Genomic DNA, 16,693 nt, shown 5'->3' with positions numbered 1-16,693 from the left:
TCCCCCTCACCAGGCCCGCCGGGTCGCGCGCTCGGCCAGCTCGAACAGGTGCGACCGGCCCGGTTCGGCCACCGGCGCGGCGTCGAGCGCGTCGAGCGCGGAGCCGGTCAGGGCCGCGATGCGCTGCTCCACCGCCTGCACGGCGCCCAGCTCGGACAGCGCGGAGCGGGCCCGGTCCAGGGCCGCGGCGTCGAGGTCGGGGTCGCCGAGCGCGGCGGTCACGACCTCGGCGGCGGCCCGGTCGCCGCGCTGTTCGGCGCGTTGCAGCGCGGCGGCCACGAGCAGCGTCCGCTTGCCCTCGCGCAGGTCGTCCCCGGCGGGCTTGCCGGTGACCCGCGGGTCGCCGAACACGCCGAGCAGGTCGTCGCGCAGCTGGAAGGCCACCCCGATGTCGGCGCCGTAGCGCCGGTAGGCGGCCACGACCCGCGGCTCGGCCCCGGCGATCGCGGCACCCAGGTGCAGCGGGCGCTCCACGGTGTAGGCGGCGGTCTTGAACCGGTCGATGGTCAGCGCGGTCGACTCGGCGGTGTCGCCGGAGGCCTGGGCCAGCACGTCGAGGTACTGGCCGGAGAGCACCTCGGTGCGCATCGCCCGCCACGGCTCGGCGGCGCGCTCGTGGGCGCCCTCGGGCAGGGCGGCGGCGTGGAACATGTCGTCGGCCCACACCTGGGCGAGGTCGCCGACGAGGATCGCGACGGCGGCGCCGAACCGGGCCGGCGGGCCGGACCAGCCGTTCGCGGCGTGCATCCGGGCGAACTCGACGTGCACCGTCGGGCGCCCGCGGCGGGTGGAGGAGGCGTCCATCAGGTCGTCGTGCACCAGCGCGCAGGCCTGGATCAGCTCCAGCGAGGAGATCGCGGCGAGCACGCCCTGGGCGTGCGGGTCGCCCGGGTCGCCGCCCGCGCCGCGCCAGCCCCACCAGGCGAACGTGGGCCGCAGCCGCTTCCCGCCGCCGAGGACGAACCCGGCCAGCGCGTCGGCGGCCTGCGCGACGACCGGGTCGATCCCGAGCACCTCGGTGCGCCGCCGGTCCAGCCAGCCGGCCAGGACGCGTTCGACGTGCTGGGGCAGCGCGTCGTCCAGCGGGGCCGGGCCCGCGGTGGACAGGCCGGTGGGTCCGGACACGGGGGAGGCGGGTTCGACCACGGTCGCCAGGCTATCGGTGGGCCGCGGCCGCGGCCCGTCGATGGCGGGTGGCACGCGTCATGGCACGCGTCATGGACGGTGCCCCGCACACGCGGGCCCCGTAAGGTCTGCTGGCGTGACGACGAGCTCTGCATCCACGGTGACCGAACGGATCAGCGTCGACCGCCCCTTCTTCGCGGTGGAGTTCTTCCCGCCGAAGGACGACCGCGGTGAGGCCGAACTGTGGCGCGCGATCCGCCGTCTCGAGGTGCTCGACCCGGCGTACGTGTCGGTGACCTACGGCGCGGGCGGCTCCAGCCGCGACCGCACGGTGCGCACGGTCGAGCGGATCGCCACCGACACGACGCTGTGCTCGATGGCCCACCTGACCGCGGTGTCGCACTCGACCGAGGAGCTGCGCCACGTCATCGGGTCGCTCGCCGCGGCCGGGGTCCGCAACATCATGGCGCTGCGGGGCGACCCGCCCGGCGACCCGCTGGGCGAGTGGGTCGCCCACCCCGACGGCCTGCACCACGCCGACGAGCTGGTCGCGCTGATCAAGCGCTCCGGCCCGTTCTGCGTGGGCGTGGCCGCCTTCCCCTACGGCCACCCGCGCTCGGCCGACCTCGACGCCGACACCGAGCGCCTGGTCGGCAAGTTCCGCGCCGGCGCCGAGTTCGCCGTGACCCAGCTGTTCCTGGAGCCCGAGGGCTACCTGCGGCTGCGCGACCGGGTCGCCGCGGCCGGGTTCGACCAGCCGATCATCCCCGGGATCATGCCGCTGACCTCGGAGCGGACCTTCCACAAGGGCCCCGAGCTGTCGGGCTCGCCGCTGCCGGAGGCGCTCGTGCGCCGGCTCGCCCCGTACTCCGGGGACGCGGCGGCCTTCCGCGCCGCGGGCATGGAGGTCACCGGGGAGCTGTGCGAGCGGCTGCTCGCCGAGGGCGTCCCCGGGATCCACTTCTACTGCCTGAACCGGTCGACGGCGACGACCGAGCTGGTGGACCGGCTCGGGCTCGCCCCCACGGGGCGCGACCGGGGGGCCCTGCCCGCGTCGGCCTGACCTCCGACGGGAGGTCCCCGGGCTCAGCCGCCGCGCACGAGCTGCAGGTCCGCGGCCGGACGGTCGCGCGCGAGGTCCGCGGCCGGACGGTCGCGCGCGACCCCCAGGTCGGCCCACGTGGTCTTGCCGCCGCGGTGGCGCCGCACGCCCCAGCGCCGCGAGAGCCTGCCCACGATCTGCAGGCCGCGCCCGCGCAGCGCGGCCGGGTCGAAGGGCTGCTCGCGGCCCGGTACGGCGCAGCCGTCGCGGACCCGGAGGCGGACCGCGCCGTCGCGCACCCGCGCGGTGAGCAGCATCGGTGTGCGGGCGTGGTCCACGCCGTTGGCGACCAGCTCGTGCAGCACGAGCTGGGCGTCGGCGGTCGTCGCGTCGTCGACCAGCGGCGTGAGGAACCGCGCCAGCTCGGTGCGCGCCACGCGGCACGAGGCCGGCTCGGGGGCCACCCGCAGGATCCAGGTCTGCTCGGTCACGCGTTCCACCTCCGTCCGGGGCATCCGGCGGGATCCGGTTACCCGATGTGTCCGCTGCGCACACCCCCGTCCGGTACGCGACCGGGTCCCACCCGTCCGGCGGCGGAGCGGGTACGGTCGCTGTCGACGACGCGTAGAGCCACCTGCGCGTGCCCGCATCCGCGAGCACGACGTGGAGGTTCCGTTGCGCATCGCCATCGTCCGCACCCCCGAGGTCCCGACCGGCTGCGGTGCGGGGGTCACCGCGACCTCGCTGGTCGCCGCCGGGCACACGGTCCGGGTGCTCACCGACCGGCCCGACGACCCCGACCTGGTCCTCCCGCACGCCGCCGGAGCGCTGCGCGTGCAGCCGTGGCCGGGCCTGCGGACCGCGGGCCTGGCCGCGGCCTGGTCGGACGACCCGCCCGAGGTGGTGCACGCCATCGGACCGGCGGCCGGGGCCGCGGCGGCCGCCACCGGTGTGCCGGTCGTGCAGGCCTATCCGGCCGACGGGCCGGGGCCGGTGGCCGTCACCGGGTCGCGGACCGGGCCGCCCGCCGGGGTGGCGCGGGTCGTCGCGTCGAGCGAGGACCAGCACGGCGCGCTGCTGGCCCGCGGGGTGCCCCGGGCCGCGCTGCGCACCGTGCCGCCCGCGGTGGACACCACCGGGTTCGCGCCGGGCGGGCCGGCGCTGCGCCGCGGCGAGCACCCGCGGCTGCTGACGCTGGGGTCGCTGGCCCGCGGCGCCGGCGCGGAGGCCGCCATCCGCGCGCTGGCCCGGATCCGGCACGCCGAGCTGCTGGTCGCGGGCGGGGTCGTGGGCACCGACCCGGACCGCGACCGGCTGTTCGGGGTGGCGCGCGAGGCCGGGGTCGCCGCGCGGGTGCGGTTCCTCGGCCCGGTCGAGGGCGCGCTGCTGCCCCGGCTGCTGCGCTCGGCCGACGTCGTCGTCGCCGCGCCGGAGCACGACGTGCCGGTGGGGCCGGTGCTGCAGGCGATGGCCTGCGGGCGGGCGGTCGTGGCGAGCGGGATCGGCGGGCTGCGCGACGCCGTCGTGGACGGGGTGACCGGGATCCATGTGCGCCCGGGCCGCCCGGCCGAGCTCGCGGCCGCGCTGCGCGGCCTGCTCGCCGACGAGGCGCTGCGCGCCGGGTTCGGCATCGCGGGCCGGGACCGGGCCGTGTCGCGGTTCGACACGGCCCGCATCGCCGACGCGCTCGCGGGGGTCTACGGCGAGCTGGTCGGCAGCCCGGCCGGCGAACCGGCGGAGGAGGACGACCCGGAGGACCGGGCGCCGGTCGGCGCGGTCCGCTGAGGCGGGACCGCGAGCGGGCCGGGCGTGAGCGGGCCGGGCGTGAGCGGGCCCGCGACCTGGCCCGGGGCCGGACCCGCGACCGGGAACGCGAGCGGTGCGGCGGCGGGTGCGACGGCTCCGGTGACGGCTCCCGGGAGCACCCCGGTACCGGCGAGCGCCCCCGGGTGTGCGGCGTGCCGGTGCGGCGCGGTCCGGCGCGGCGGCCGGATCACGTGCAGGTGCCCGGCGCGCCGCACCCGCTGGGCCAGCGCGACCCGGTGCCGCGGCGGCGCGACGAGCCGGTGGTGCACCTTCTGCAGCGCGACGGCACCGGCCAGCGCGACCGGGACGGCGAGGACCACGTGCCACCACGACGTCGCCCAGAAGTGCACGGTCCCCACGAACAGCGCCGTCCAGCCGGCCGCGGCGGTCCGCAGCACCAGCAGCCGGGTGCGCAGCCGCCGGTCACGGCAGCCACGGCGCAGCGCCGGGGCCGTCCACGAGAGCACCCACAGCCAGTACAGGGCGAGCAGGGCGAGCGCGAGATAGCCGGTGGCCCGACGGAGGTCCATGACGCGGCCTCGCCTCCGATCATCCCGGTGTTACGGCCCGCACACCCTCCGCGACTATGGGGTGCGGTGTCCCATGGACCGTTCGTCGCGGCCCGAGGACCGCGCGGCGAGCAGCGCCAGGTGCAGCGCCGTACGCACCTCCGGGTCGGTGGGGTCGGCCCCCAGCAGCACGCCGAGGCGTCGCAGCCGGGCGTAGGCGGCCGGACGGCCCACGCCGAGCCGCCGGGCGGCCTCGGCGACGACCCCGCCGGTGGCGGTCAGGGCCTCCAGGGTGGCCAGCGCCTCGGCCCGGGCGGGCCCGGGCAGCGCGAGGACCGGCCCGAGGACGCGACCGGTGAACCCCAGCAGGCGCGGGTCGTCGCGCAGCGCGTGCACCAGCCCGCGCAGCGCGGGGGTGCGGACCGCCCCGGTGCCGCCGGTGCGTGCGTGCGCGGCGACGTCGGCGACGGCGCGGCGCAGCAGCGCGGGCGGCTCGGCGTCGCGCTCCGGCCCCGCGGCCGCGACCGCGGTGCCACCGGGCAGCCGGGCGGCCACCGCGGCCGGCAGGTCGGGCGGGACCGGGCCCGGGACCAGGGCGAGGACCCCGTCGGCGCCGGCCGCGACGACGGCCCCCGCGAACCCGGTCAGGGCGTCGTCGACGGCCGCGCGCAGGCCGGTGGCCGCGGGGCCGCCGCGCACGGCCAGCACGACCAGGTCCGGTCCGGCCGGGACGCCGACGGCGTGCGCCCGCACCGCCGCCGCCCCGCCCGGCCCCGGCGGCGCGGCGAGCAGACCGGCGACGACGGCGTCCCGGGCGTCGTGCAGCAGCGCGACCGGGTCGGCGTCGAGCAGGGAGAGCGCGTCCGCCGCCCGGTCCAGCAGCGCGGCGGCCCGGTCCGCGGCGGGCGGACGCGAGGGCAGCACCAGGCGTCCCCAGCGGCGACCGGGGCGGCCCACCGGCGCGGTCACCCAGCCCTCCGGGCCGGCCGGGCCCGCGAGCCGGGAGCGGGCGGGCCAGTCGCGCAGGTCGGGCCCGCCGGCGTCGAGCAGCACGCGGTGGGCCAGGTCCTCGCAGACCAGCGGTGCGCCGAGCAGCCCGGCGGCCTCCTCGAGGACCTGCTGCGGCGCGGCCCGGTGCAGCGCCAGCCCGGTGAGCAGGGCCGCGGCGTGGGCCGCCCCCGCCCCGTCGGCGCGGCGCGCGGCCACGACGTCCTCCAGCACGCCGGCGACGATCTCGGCGAAGCGCACCGCGCGGCGCAGCTCCACCAGCACGAACCCGGCCGCGCGGGCGGCCTGCACCAGGCCCGCGGGCAGCGCGGGCAGCCGCCCGATCTCCACGACCAGCCCCACCGCGCCCGCGCCGCGCAGCGCCGCGACGTAGCGCTGCGGGTCGGTGGTCGGGTCGGCGGCCGCCATCCCGACCGACAGCACCAGCGACCCCGGCGGGAGCGTCCCGGCCGGGTCGGCCACCTCGCTGACGTGGGCCCAGCGCACCGGGGTGTCCAGGGCGCGGCGCCCGGCGCGGACGGCGGGTGCACCGGCGCGCACCTCCGGGCGCGCCAGCACGTCGGCGATCGTCGGGTGCATCGGGCGACACTCCGTTCACACGACCGGGGCGGGCGGTACGGATCGTATGCCTGACCCGGTGGCCCGCGGGCGTGACGATCGGGACATGACCGCACTCGAGAACCGCCCGGAGTCCGAGGCCGGGGCGACCCCGGACGCCCCCGTCACCTCGGAGCACGCCCGCGCCGCGGGCCGCCACTTGTGGATGCACTTCGCGCGCATGCACGGCCGCGACGGCGCGCACCCGGTCCCGGTGATCACCCGCGGCGAGGGCGTGCACCTGTGGGACGACCGCGGCCGCCGCATCCTCGACGGCCTGTCCGGGCTGTTCGTCGTGCAGGCCGGGCACGGCCGCCGCGAGCTGGCCGAGGTCGCCGCGAAGCAGGCCTCGGAGCTCGCGTTCTTCCCGGTGTGGGGCTACACCACCCCGCCGGCGGCGGAGCTGGCCGAGCGCCTCGCGCACCTGGCCCCCGGGGACCTGGACCGGGTCTTCTTCACCTCCGGCGGCGGCGAGGCCGTCGAGAGCGCGTGGAAGGCGGCCAAGCAGCACTTCGCGCTGCGCGGCAGGCCCCGCAAGCACAAGGTGATCTCGCGGGCGACGGCGTACCACGGCACCACCCACGGGGCGCTCGCGATCACCGGGCTCCCGGCGATGAAGAAGGACTTCGAGCCGCTCGCGCCGGGCGGGTTCCGCGTGCCGAACACCAACCTCTACCGCCACCCCGAGTTCGACGGCGACGCCGAGGCGCTGGGCCGCTGGGCCGCCGACCGGGTCGAGGAGGCCATCGCGTTCGAGGGCGCCGACACCGTCGCCGCCGTCGTGCTGGAGCCGGTGCAGAACTCCGGCGGCTGCCTGACCGCGCCGCCGTCGTACTTCCGGCGGGTCCGCGAGATCTGCGACCGCCACGACGTCCTCCTCGTCGCCGACGAGGTGATCACCGGCTTCGGGCGGCACGGCGCGCCGTTCGCGTCGTCGCTGTTCGGGATCGAGCCCGACATCATCACCTGCGCCAAGGGCATGACCTCCGGCTACGGCCCGCTGGGCGCGATGATCGCCTCGGAGAAGGTGATCGAGCCGTTCCTGCAGCCCGGGGTCACCTTCCCGCACGGCTACACCTGGGGCGGGCACCCGGTCTCCGCCGCCGTCGCGTTGGCGAACCTGGACCTGATGGAGCGCGAGGACCTCTACGGCAACGTGCTCGCCCACGGCGGTGCGTTCGGCGCGACCCTGTCGCGGCTGCTCGACCTGCCGATCGTCGGCGACGTCCGCGGCGACGGCTACTTCTGGGCCGTCGAGCTGGTGCGCGACCCCGCCACCCGGGAGACGTTCGGGCCCGAGGAGCGCGAGCGCCTGGTGCGCGGCTTCCTGCCCGGCGCGCTGCTCGACGCCGGCCTCTACTGCCGCCCCGACGACCGCGGCGACGTCGTGATCCAGCTGGCCCCGCCGCTGACCGCCGGGCAGGCCGAGTTCGACGAGATCGAGGCGATCCTGCGCCACGTCCTGACCGAGGCGGCGGGCATCGTGTGATCCGCGGCCGGACCCGGCACCCCGGGTTGTTGGGCAACCGGAGAGTAACTAGGTTGTGACGGCGCAGGCGCCGCACCGCGGCGGGGACGCGCCGACGGGGGGCTCCATGACGACCGACGACCTCACCGGCACCCGCGAGGTCGTCGTGACCCAGGCCCGCTCGCACACCGAGCGGGGGATCCTGCGGCGCTGGGCCGAGACCGAGCACCCGGGCGCGGCCGTCGTCGGGCTGGGGGCGAACGGCGAGGTCCCCTCGGCGCTGGGCGAGGCCCTGCACGGCGACGACACGCTGATCGTCCCGGCGCGCGTGGCCTGGGTGACCCCGGAGCCCGGCGACACCGGCGCGGTCCGCAAGCTCACCGGGCTGGCGACCACCGCGGTCATGCGGATGGCCTGGTCGCCGCTGCACCCGTCGATGGCGCGCCACCGTCCCGACGCCGCGCGCGTCGTGGCGGGGGAGGCCGCCACCGTGTCCGAGCTGGTGTCGCGGTTCGTCTCCCAGGAGAGCGGGCGGCCCGGGTCGAACGGGTTCACCCGCTTCGTCGCCCGCCAGGCCGTGCTCGCCTGCGACCGCGCCGAGCGCCGCATCCTCGGCGACCGCTACAAGGTGCCCCGCCGGATGGTCGAGCAGATCACGTCCTCGGCGCGGTTCCCGCAGCTCGTCGACCGGCTCACCCGCGAGACCGGCACGCCGGCCGCGGAGGTCGAGCAGCGCCTGGAGTCCTGCCTCACCGAGATGGCGGCGGTGCAGAGCCCCCCGGCGATCGACGTGTTCCGGGCGATGATGGGCCCGATGCACTCCAAGGCCTGGGACGTGCAGGTCGACGAGTCCGGGCTGGAGCACCTGCGCGAGCTCAACAAGGAGCACGCGCTGGTGTTCCTGCCCAGCCACCGCTCCTACGCCGACCCGCTGCTGTTCGCCGAGGTCCTGCACGATCGCAACTTCCCCCGCAACCACGTGCTCGGCGGCAACAACCTGTCGTTCTGGCCGATGGGGTCGCTGGGGCGCCGCGCGGGGATCGTGTTCATCCGGCGCAGCTTCGGCGGCGACACCGTCTACAAGGCCGCGATGCAGGAGTACCTCGGGCACCTGCTGGCCAAGCGGTTCAACCTCGAGTGGTACATCGAGGGCGGCCGCAGCCGCACCGGCAAGCTGCGCAAGCCCCGGATCGGGCTGCTGCGCTACCTGGTCTCGGCGCTGGAGGAGCGCCCCGAGCTGGACGCGGTGCTGGTGCCCGTCTCGATCGTCTACGACCAGCTGCACGAGGTCGGCGCGATGGCCGCCGAGCAGCGCGGCGGGCAGAAGAAGGCCGAGGGCCTCGGCTGGCTGTTCGGCTACTTCCGCGACCAGCGGCGCCACATCGGCACCGCCCGGGTCCGCTTCGCCGAGCCGTTCTCGCTGCGCCGGGCGCTGACCGAGGCCGGTGAGGGCCGCGCCCAGCTGGAGAAGGTCGCGTTCCGGGTGTGCGCCGGGATCAACCGCGTCACCCCGGCGACGGCGACCTCGCTCGCCACGTTCGCGCTGCTGTGGGCGCACGACCGGGCGCTGACCCTGCAGCAGGTCCGGGAGGTCGTCGCGCCGCTGGCGGACTACCTGGAGGCGCGCGGGATCCCGGTCCCGGTCGCCGAGCTGCGCACCCGCCACGGGCTGCGGATGACGCTGGACCGGCTCGCCGAGGCCGGCGTCGTCACGATCTACGAGGGCGGCACCGAGCCGGTGTTCGCGGTGAGCTCGGGCCGCCACCACGTCGCCGCGTTCTACCGCAACGGCGCCCTGCACCACCTGGTCAACCGGGCGATGCTGGAGCTGGCGCTGCTGCGCGTCGGGGACGCGCAGGAGGGCGAGGACCTCGTCGAGGTGGCCTGGCGCGAGCTGGCCCGGCTGCGCGACCTGCTCAAGTTCGAGTTCTTCTTCTCCACCCGGCGCGAGTTCCGCGAGGAGGTCATCGGCGAGCTCGACCTCGTCGACCCGGACTGGCGGACCCGGGCGGCGAACCCCGCGGACGTGCGCGGCGCGCTGCGCCAGGCGCCGCTGCTGGTCGCGCCGGGCGTGCTGCGCTCGTTCCTCGACGCCCAGCTCGTCGTCGCCGACCGGCTGCTCGCGCTGGGGGAGGACGCGATGAGCGAGGAGAAGGCGTTCCTGGAGGACTGCCTGGGCGTCGGCCGTCAGATGCTGCTGCAGCAGCGCCTGGACCGCGCCGACTCCGTCTCGCGCGAGCTCTACGCGACCGCGGTGCGCCAGGCCGACAACCGCGAGCTCCTCGGCGGCGAGGACGACGCCGCCGCGGCCCCGCTGCGCGAGCGGCGCGCGGCCTGGCTGGCCGAGGTGACCGCGGTGATCGATGATCTGGGACGGCTGGGCGAGCTGCAGCGCGCCCGCCTCGAGGTGGTCCTCGGGTCCGGCGAGGCCCCGACGGCGGCGGGCGCGGCCCCCGCGACGTCGGTGGTCCCGCCGGCCGGGGCGAGACAGCGTGCGGAAGGGGATACGGGTGTCGCCAGCTGACGGCCCGCGGGCGGGGGACACCCGGGCGCGGCTCCGGGCGATCCGGGAGGCGGAGCCCGGACCGGGCACCATCGCCTACTTCGACTACGACGGCACCGTCATCGACGGCTACTCCGCGGGCGCGTTCTACCGCAAGCGGCTGCGCGAGTTCGACGTCGGCCCGGTCGAGATGGTGCGCACCGTCCTGTCGGGGATGCGCGGCATCCGCACCGACGACGACTTCAAGGAGTTCCTCGCGATCACGCTGGCGACCTGGAAGGGCCGCAGCGAGGAGGAGCTGCACACGCTGGGGCGCCGCCTGTTCCGCGACGAGATCGCGGGCGCGCTGCACCCGGAGGTGTGGGAGCTCGTCGCGGCCCACCAGGAGCAGGGCCACCAGGTCGTCATGGCGTCCTCGGCGACCCGCTTCCAGGTGCAGCCGATGGCCGAGGAGCTGGGCGCGGACCGGGTGCTGTGCACCGAGCTGGAGGTGCGCGACGGCGTGCTGACCGGCCGCGTCGCGGGCACCTCGCTGTGGGGGACGGGCAAGGCCGACGCGGTGCGCGCCGACGCCGCGGCGCACGACGTCGACCTCGCGGACTGCTTCGGCTACGCCAACGGCACCGAGGACGCGGAGTTCCTGTCCGCGGTCGGGCACGCCGTCGCGGTGTCGCCGACGGACTCGCTGCGCGCACTGGCCCGCCGTCAGGGCTGGCCGGTGCTGGACTGCGCGCCGCGGGGCGGGCTGTTCCCGAGCCTGACCGACGTCGCCCGCACCGCCGTCTTCTACGGCGGCATGGCCGGCGGGCTCGCGGCCGCGGCCGGTGCCGGGCTGCTGCACGGCTCGCGCCGGCGCTTCGTCGACATGGCGGGCGGGGTCGGCTCCGACATCGCGTTCGGCCTCGCCGGCATCGACGTCGAGGTGACCGGTGCGGAGTACCTGCACTCCGCGCGGCCGTGCGTGTTCGTGTTCAACCACCAGTCCAAGTTCGACGTGCCGGTGATGATGAAGCTGCTGCGGGAGAGCTTCACCGGCGTGGCGAAGAAGGAGGCCGCGCAGATCCCGGTGTGGGGCCAGCTGTTCTGGATCGCCGACGTCGCCTTCGTCGACCGCGGCAACACCCGCGCCGCGCGTGAGGCGCTGCAGCCCGCCGTCGACAAGCTGCGCGACGAGGGGATCTCGCTGGTCATCGCGCCGGAGGGCACCCGCTCGGCGACGCCGCGGCTGGGCCCGTTCAAGAAGGGCGCGTTCCACATCGCGATGCAGGCCGGGGTGCCGGTCGTGCCGGTGGTCATCCGCAACGCGGGCGAGATCATGTGGCGCGGCGCGCAGACCCTGCGCGGCGGCACCGTGCAGGTCACCGTCCTGCCGCCGGTCGACACCTCGTCCTGGGTGCCCGAGGACGCGGGGAAGTACGCCGAGGAGATCCGCGACCGGTTCCTCGACACCCTCTCCGCCTGGCCGGAGCGACGCATCGTGCAGGAGGGCGACCGGTGAACGACACCCCGCTGAGCTGGGGCTCGGTCCGTGAGATGTCGCCGTTCGAGGTGATGATGTGGCGGGCCGAGGGCGACGACCCGCGGTTCCGCTCGCCGGTGCTCGCCGTGGAGCTGCTCGACGCCCGGCCGGACTGGGACCGGCTCGTCGCCGCCGTCGACTGGGCGACGCGGATGGTGCCGCGCTTCCGCGAGCGCATCCGGGAGCCGCTGGGCGGGCTCGGCACGCCGTACTGGATCCACGACGTCGAGTTCGACCTGCACTACCACCTGCGCCGGGTGCGCATCCCCGGTGCCGGTCCGGAGTTCTGGCCGGAGCTCTCGGGCATCGCGGAGCAGTTCATGATGACCCCGTTCGACCGGGAGCGGCCCCCGTGGGAGGCCATGCTGGTCGAGGGGCTGCCCGGCGGGCGCTCGGCGTTCCTGCTCAAGCTGCACCACGTGCTCACCGACGGCATGGGCGTGGTCCAGCTGCTGTCGCAGCTGCACAGCCGCAAGCGCGAGCACGACGACGAGAAGCCGCAGCCGCCGGCGCCGGCGCCGGAGTCGCCCGACCCTCTCGCCGAGGTGGACCGGCTGGTTCGGCGCGAGGCCGGGCTGGTGCCCGCCGCCGCGCGGGCCGCCCGCGACGTCGTCGGTGCGCTCACCCACCCGCTGTCCGCGGCCCGCGACACCGCCCGCTACCTGGACTCGGCGCTGCGCGTGCTGTCGCCGCCGTCGGGCAGCGGGTCGGAGCTGCTGCGCCCGCGCGGCATGTCCTGGCGGTTCGTCGCGCTCGACGTGGACTTCGCCGACCTGCGCGCGGCCGGCAAGTCGGTCGGCGGGTCGTTCAACGACGCCTTCGTCGCCTCGCTGCTGGGCGGGTTCCGGCTCTACCACGAGGCGATGGGGTACCCGGTGCGCGGCGACGCGACGCTGCGCACCTCGGTGCCGGTCTCGGTGCGCCGCGAGGGCGACGCCGCGGGCGGCAACCGGTGGGCCCCGGCCCGGCTGGCGGCGCCGATGGGCGTCGCGGACCCGGCCGAGCGCGTCCGCGAGGTCGGCGCGCAGATGCGGGCGGCCCGCGAGGAGCCCGCGCTGGAGAGCCCCGACGTGGTGGCGCCGCTGCTGGCGCGGCTGCCCGGCCCGCTGCTGACGCTGGTCGCGGGCGGCTCCACGCAGGGCAACGACCTGCAGGCCTCCAACGTGCCCGGGCTGCGGTCGGAGGCGTTCCTGTGCGGGGCGCGGATCGAGCGGGTCTACCCGTTCGCGCCGCTGCCCGGCTGCGCGGCGATGATCTCGGTCGTCACCCACGGCGAGCACTGCTGCGTCGGCGCCAACCTGGACGCGGCCGCGATCACCGACCGCGAGACGTTCGCCCGCTGCCTGGCCGAGGGGTTCGGGGAGGTCCTCGCACTGCACCCCGGGGCCGCGGAGCCCATGATCGTGAGATGAGCGCGTACCACGTCGGCGGGTCGGGGGAGCCGCTGCTGCTGCTCCACGGCGTGACCTCGTCGTGGCGGGCCTGGAAGCCGGTGCTGCCGCTGCTGGAGCAGCACCACGAGGTGTGGGCGGTCACCCTGCCCGGCCACCTCGACGGCCCCCCGCTGCCCGACGCCGAGTTCAGCGTGGACCTGCTCGTCGACGCGCTGACCGCGCACCTGGACGAGCTGGGCGTGCCGCAGCGCCCGCACGTCGTCGGCAACTCCCTGGGCGGCTGGGCGGCGCTGGAGATGGCGCGCCGCGGCCGGGCCCGCTCGGTGGTCGCGCTGTCCCCGGCCGGGGCGTGGGCGATGCCGTCGGACCTCTACCGGCTGCTCGCCACCTTCCGCATCGGCGCGCTGCTCGCCGGGTGGGCGCCGGTGCGCGCGCTGGCGTCCTGCGGGCTGATCCGGCGGCTGCTGCTGCTCACCCTGGCCGAGCACACCGACCGCTACACGCCCGAGGAGGTCGCCGAGCTGTTCGACGACCTCGCGGGCTGCACGATGCTGGAGCCGCTGCTGTCCGCGGCCCGGATGGACACCGCGATCGCACCGTTCGAGCACCTGCCGTGCCCGGTCCGGATCGCCTGGTCCGGCTCGGACCGCACCATCCCCTACGTCCGCTACGCCCGCCCGATGATGGACGCGGTCCCCGGGGCGGAGCTGGTCGTCCTGCCCGGGGTGGGGCACGTCCCGATGGTCGACAACCCGGCCCTGGTGGCCTGGACGATCCTGCAGCACACCCGCTACGAGGTGGCCTCGTGACCCTGTCCGACGCGCTCGAGGGCTGGGCCCCCGCGCCGCTGGTCTCCACCGACACCGTGACGGCGTGGTCGGTGGCGGCCTTCTCCGGGCTGCTCGGCCTCGACCCGGTCGCCGCCGACGGCGACCCGCTGCCGCCGCTGTGGCACTGGTTCGCCTTCCTCGACGCCCCGCCGACCTCGGCGCTCGGCGACGACGGCCACCCGCTCGACGGGCACTTCCTGCCGCCGGTCCCCGACCGGCGTCGCATGTTCGCCGGGGGGCGGCTGACCCGGTACGCCCCGTGGCGGGTCGGCGAGCCCGTCACCCGCCGCCAGGAGCTCGGCCCGGTCCGGGTGAAGAACGGCCGGTCCGGGGAGATGGCGTTCGTGACGACGGTCGCCGAGTTCCGCCGCGGCGGCCCGGACGGCGAGCTGCTCTGCGTGGAGGAGCAGGACATCGTCTACCGCTCGCAGGCGCCGGGCAGCGGCCGCGGGCTGTCCGCCCCGGACCCGGCGCCGCGCCCGGAGCACGAGTGGGGCTTCACCCTGCCCACCGGCCCGGAGCTGCTGTTCCGGATGTCGGCGCTGACCTACAACACCCACCGGATCCACTACGACCTGCCCTACGTCACCGGCGTCGAGGGCTACCCGGGCCTGGTCGTGCACGGGCCGCTGTTCGCGCTGCTCGGGCTGGAGATCGCGCGCCGGCACCGGCCGACCGCGTTCGTCCGGGAGCTCTCCTACCGGCTCACGACCCCCGCCTTCGCCGGTGCCGACCTCTGGGTCGGCGGGACGCCGGACGGCTCGGGCATCGCGTTCGCCGCCGGTTCCGACGGGGCGCCGGAGTCCGCGACGGGGACGATCGAGCTGGCCTCCTGAGCGGGCCGGTCAGGCGTCCCCGGTCGCGGACGTGACCGCCTCGACGACGGTCCGCTCGACGCGCTCGCCGTCGACCCCGGCCCGGGTGAGGACGCCGTCGCCCTCCTCCTGCTCGATCAGGGCGAGCAGGACGTGCTCGGTGCCCACGTAGTTGTGGCCCAGGCGCAGCGCGTGGCGCAGGGTCAGCTCCAGCGCCTTGCGGGCCGCCGCGTCGAACGGGACCAGCGCGGGCACCTCGGCGGCCGGTGCGGGCAGCGTGGCGGTCGCGGCCTCGCGCAGCGCGGGGACGTCGGTGCCCAGCCCGCCGAGCACGACGACGGCGAGCCCCTCCTGCTCGTCGAGCAGCCCGAGCAGCAGATGGGCCGGGGTGATCCGGTCGCTGCCGGCCGCGCGCGCCTTCTCCTGCGACGCGACGACCACCCGGCGGGCACGCGGGGTGAACCGCTCGAAGCCCTCGGCCATGGTCGGCGCCGCGTCGGCGCGGGGCACGAACCGCTTCTGGGCGGCCTGCTTGGACACGCCCATGCTGCGGCCGATGTCGGTCCACGACGCCCCGGCCCGGCGGGCCTGGTCGACGAAGTGGCCGATGAGGTGGTCGGCGACCTCGCCGAGGTGGTCGCCCGCCAGCACCGCGCCCGACAGCCGGTCGAGCGGGTCGGTGTGGACGGCGGTGACGGCGCGGATGAGGTCGTCGAGACGCACGGTGTCGCCGGGCGGGGTGGGGGTCGTCATGCGTCAACCGTAAGTTGACGGTGTATTGTCGTCAACCTCGGGTTGACGATCACTCGTGCTCGGGGAGCAGCGGGACCTCCAGCCCCTCGTCGCGCCCCAGCCGGCTCGCCCGCCCGACCGACGCGGCCCCGAAGCGCGAGCGCACCGCGTCCAGTGCGGTGTCCAGGGCCGGGCCCGCGTGCGCGTCGAGGGGCAGCGCCAGCTGCAGCGCGTCGTCGCGTTCGAGGTTGGTCAGCGACAGGCCGAGCAGCGTGATCCCGCGGGCGTGGATCTCCGGCAGCGCGTCGACGAGCAGCCGCCGCGACGCGGCCAGCAGCGTCGGCGTGTGCGCGGTGGCGACCGGCAGCGTGTGCGAGCGGGTGACGCGGGTGTAGTCGCCGAAGCGCAGCCGCAGGACCACGGTGCGGCAGACCCGGCCGCCGCCGGGGCCCGCCGTCGCGCCGGCCGGGCCGTCGTCGCGGTCGGAGCCGCGCGGGGCGCGCAGCCGCCGCGCGAGCCGGTCGACGGTCGCGGCCAGGATGCCGTCGAGCTCGGTGTCGGTGCGGGCGCCGCGGCCCAGCGCGCGCTGCGAGCCGATCGACCGCCGCGACCGGTGCGTGTCGACCGGGCGCGGGTCGCGCAGGTGTGCGAGCGCGTGCAGGTGCCGTCCGGCGGCCGGGCCGAGGTAGGAGACCAGGGCCGCCTCGCCGAGCGCGGCGACGTCGGCGACGGTCCGCACGCCCACCTCGTGCAGCCTGGCCGCGGTCACCGCACCCACGCCCCACAGGCTGCGCACCGGCAGCGGGTGCAGGAACTCCCGCTCCCGGTCCGGGTCGACGACCAGCAGACCGTCCGGCTTGCTCGCCCCGCTGGCCACCTTGGCCAGGAACTTCGTGCGGGCCACGCCGACGCTGATCGGCAGCCCCGCCTCGCGGGCCACCCGCTCGCGCAGCCGCGCGGCGATCGCGCGCGGGGTGCCCGCGATCCGTTCCAGCCCGCCGACCTCGAGGAACGCCTCGTCGATCGACAGCCCCTCGACCTCGGGGGTGGTGTCGCGGAAGATCGCGAAGACCGCGCGGCTGGCCTCGGAGTAGGCCGCCATCCGGGGCGGGACGACGACCGCCTGCGGGCACAGCGCGCGGGCCTGGCGCCCGTTCATCGCGGTCCGCACGCCGTGGGCCTTCGCCTCGTAGCTGGCCGCGAGCACGACCCCGCCGCCCACGACGACCGGCCGCCCGCGCAGGCGCGGGTCGTCGCGCTGCTCGACCGACGCGTAGAACGAGTCCAGGTCGGCATGCAGGATCGTGGCCAGGCCGCGCACGAACACATGTTCGCACGCCGGGCC

At 76.7% G+C, this 16,693-nt stretch carries 14 protein-coding genes; 8 read left to right on the top strand and 6 right to left on the bottom strand.

The genetic code is table 11. The features are described from left to right. Positions 1 to 6 precede the first annotated feature (6 nt). A complete protein-coding gene (locus tag WJX68_RS12605) occupies positions 7 to 1,107 on the bottom strand; it encodes a polyprenyl synthetase family protein (protein ID WP_340290550.1) in 1,101 nt (366 codons plus the stop codon). Between the two features lie 154 nt (positions 1,108 to 1,261). Between WJX68_RS12605 and WJX68_RS12600 the strand changes: the two genes are divergently transcribed. Further along, the gene (locus WJX68_RS12600) at positions 1,262 to 2,188 is read left to right on the top strand and encodes a methylenetetrahydrofolate reductase (RefSeq protein WP_340290045.1); all 927 of its coding nucleotides are present in this window, start codon (positions 1,262 to 1,264) and stop codon (positions 2,186 to 2,188) included. A gap of 23 nt (positions 2,189 to 2,211) precedes the next feature. Here the strand turns inward: WJX68_RS12600 and WJX68_RS12595 are convergent, their stop codons facing one another. After that, on the bottom strand, positions 2,212 to 2,658 hold the full coding sequence (locus WJX68_RS12595) for an ATP-binding protein (protein WP_340290041.1): 447 nt from the start codon (positions 2,656 to 2,658) through the stop codon (positions 2,212 to 2,214). 184 nt (positions 2,659 to 2,842) lie between these two features. On the opposite strand from WJX68_RS12595, the gene WJX68_RS12590 reads away from it, so the two are divergent. Further along, positions 2,843 to 3,952 (top strand): glycosyltransferase family 4 protein, encoded by a 1,110-nt coding sequence (locus WJX68_RS12590; RefSeq protein WP_340290038.1) that lies wholly within the window; start codon positions 2,843 to 2,845, stop codon positions 3,950 to 3,952. On the opposite strand, the gene WJX68_RS12585 is transcribed toward WJX68_RS12590, so the two are convergent. Together WJX68_RS12585 and WJX68_RS12580 are read right to left on the bottom strand one after the other, a co-directional pair. After that, the gene (locus WJX68_RS12585) at positions 3,865 to 4,503 is read right to left on the bottom strand and encodes a hypothetical protein (RefSeq protein ID WP_340290035.1); all 639 of its coding nucleotides are present in this window, start codon (positions 4,501 to 4,503) and stop codon (positions 3,865 to 3,867) included. The genes WJX68_RS12590 and WJX68_RS12585 overlap by 88 nt on opposite strands. Positions 4,504 to 4,557: 54 nt before the next feature. Next, positions 4,558 to 6,069 (bottom strand): PucR family transcriptional regulator ligand-binding domain-containing protein, encoded by a 1,512-nt coding sequence (locus WJX68_RS12580; RefSeq protein ID WP_340290032.1) that lies wholly within the window; start codon positions 6,067 to 6,069, stop codon positions 4,558 to 4,560. Positions 6,070 to 6,154: 85 nt separating this feature from the next. Here WJX68_RS12580 and WJX68_RS12575 point away from each other — a divergent pair, with 85 nt between their 5' ends. From WJX68_RS12575 to WJX68_RS12550, 6 genes are all read left to right on the top strand, one after another. Beyond that, positions 6,155 to 7,576 carry an aspartate aminotransferase family protein gene (locus tag WJX68_RS12575; protein WP_340290029.1) on the top strand — a complete coding sequence of 474 codons (1,422 nt, stop codon included), beginning with the start codon at positions 6,155 to 6,157 and terminating at the stop codon, positions 7,574 to 7,576. 106 nt (positions 7,577 to 7,682) lie between these two features. Continuing rightward, positions 7,683 to 10,079 (top strand): glycerol-3-phosphate 1-O-acyltransferase, encoded by a 2,397-nt coding sequence (locus tag WJX68_RS12570; protein WP_340290026.1) that lies wholly within the window; start codon positions 7,683 to 7,685, stop codon positions 10,077 to 10,079. Then, on the top strand, positions 10,066 to 11,556 hold the full coding sequence (locus tag WJX68_RS12565; protein WP_340290024.1) for an HAD-IB family hydrolase: 1,491 nt from the start codon (positions 10,066 to 10,068) through the stop codon (positions 11,554 to 11,556). Before WJX68_RS12570 ends, WJX68_RS12565 begins: the two co-directional genes overlap by 14 nt. Continuing rightward, positions 11,553 to 12,989: a wax ester/triacylglycerol synthase domain-containing protein gene (locus WJX68_RS12560; protein WP_340290022.1), complete on the top strand. Its 1,437-nt coding sequence runs from the start codon at positions 11,553 to 11,555 to the stop codon at positions 12,987 to 12,989. The genes WJX68_RS12565 and WJX68_RS12560 overlap by 4 nt, the downstream gene beginning before the upstream one ends. Then, positions 12,986 to 13,780: an alpha/beta fold hydrolase gene (locus WJX68_RS12555; protein WP_340290019.1), complete on the top strand. Its 795-nt coding sequence runs from the start codon at positions 12,986 to 12,988 to the stop codon at positions 13,778 to 13,780. Before WJX68_RS12560 ends, WJX68_RS12555 begins: the two co-directional genes overlap by 4 nt. Further along, positions 13,777 to 14,637: an HTD2 family dehydratase gene (locus WJX68_RS12550; RefSeq protein WP_340290016.1), complete on the top strand. Its 861-nt coding sequence runs from the start codon at positions 13,777 to 13,779 to the stop codon at positions 14,635 to 14,637. Before WJX68_RS12555 ends, WJX68_RS12550 begins: the two co-directional genes overlap by 4 nt. A 9-nt stretch (positions 14,638 to 14,646) precedes the next feature. Here WJX68_RS12550 and WJX68_RS12545 read toward each other — a convergent pair whose 3' ends face one another. Continuing rightward, the gene (locus WJX68_RS12545) at positions 14,647 to 15,369 is read right to left on the bottom strand and encodes a Clp protease N-terminal domain-containing protein (RefSeq protein WP_340290012.1); all 723 of its coding nucleotides are present in this window, start codon (positions 15,367 to 15,369) and stop codon (positions 14,647 to 14,649) included. Positions 15,370 to 15,418: 49 nt separating this feature from the next. After that, positions 15,419 to 16,675 carry a DNA polymerase IV gene (dinB, locus tag WJX68_RS12540; RefSeq protein WP_340290009.1) on the bottom strand — a complete coding sequence of 419 codons (1,257 nt, stop codon included), beginning with the start codon at positions 16,673 to 16,675 and terminating at the stop codon, positions 15,419 to 15,421. Positions 16,676 to 16,693: the final 18 nt, after the last annotated feature.

Source organism: Pseudonocardia spirodelae (genome assembly GCF_037727765.1).
GTDB classification, from domain to species: domain Bacteria; phylum Actinomycetota; class Actinomycetes; order Mycobacteriales; family Pseudonocardiaceae; genus Pseudonocardia; species Pseudonocardia spirodelae.
This window is presented reverse-complemented; position numbering and strand designations above follow the sequence as displayed.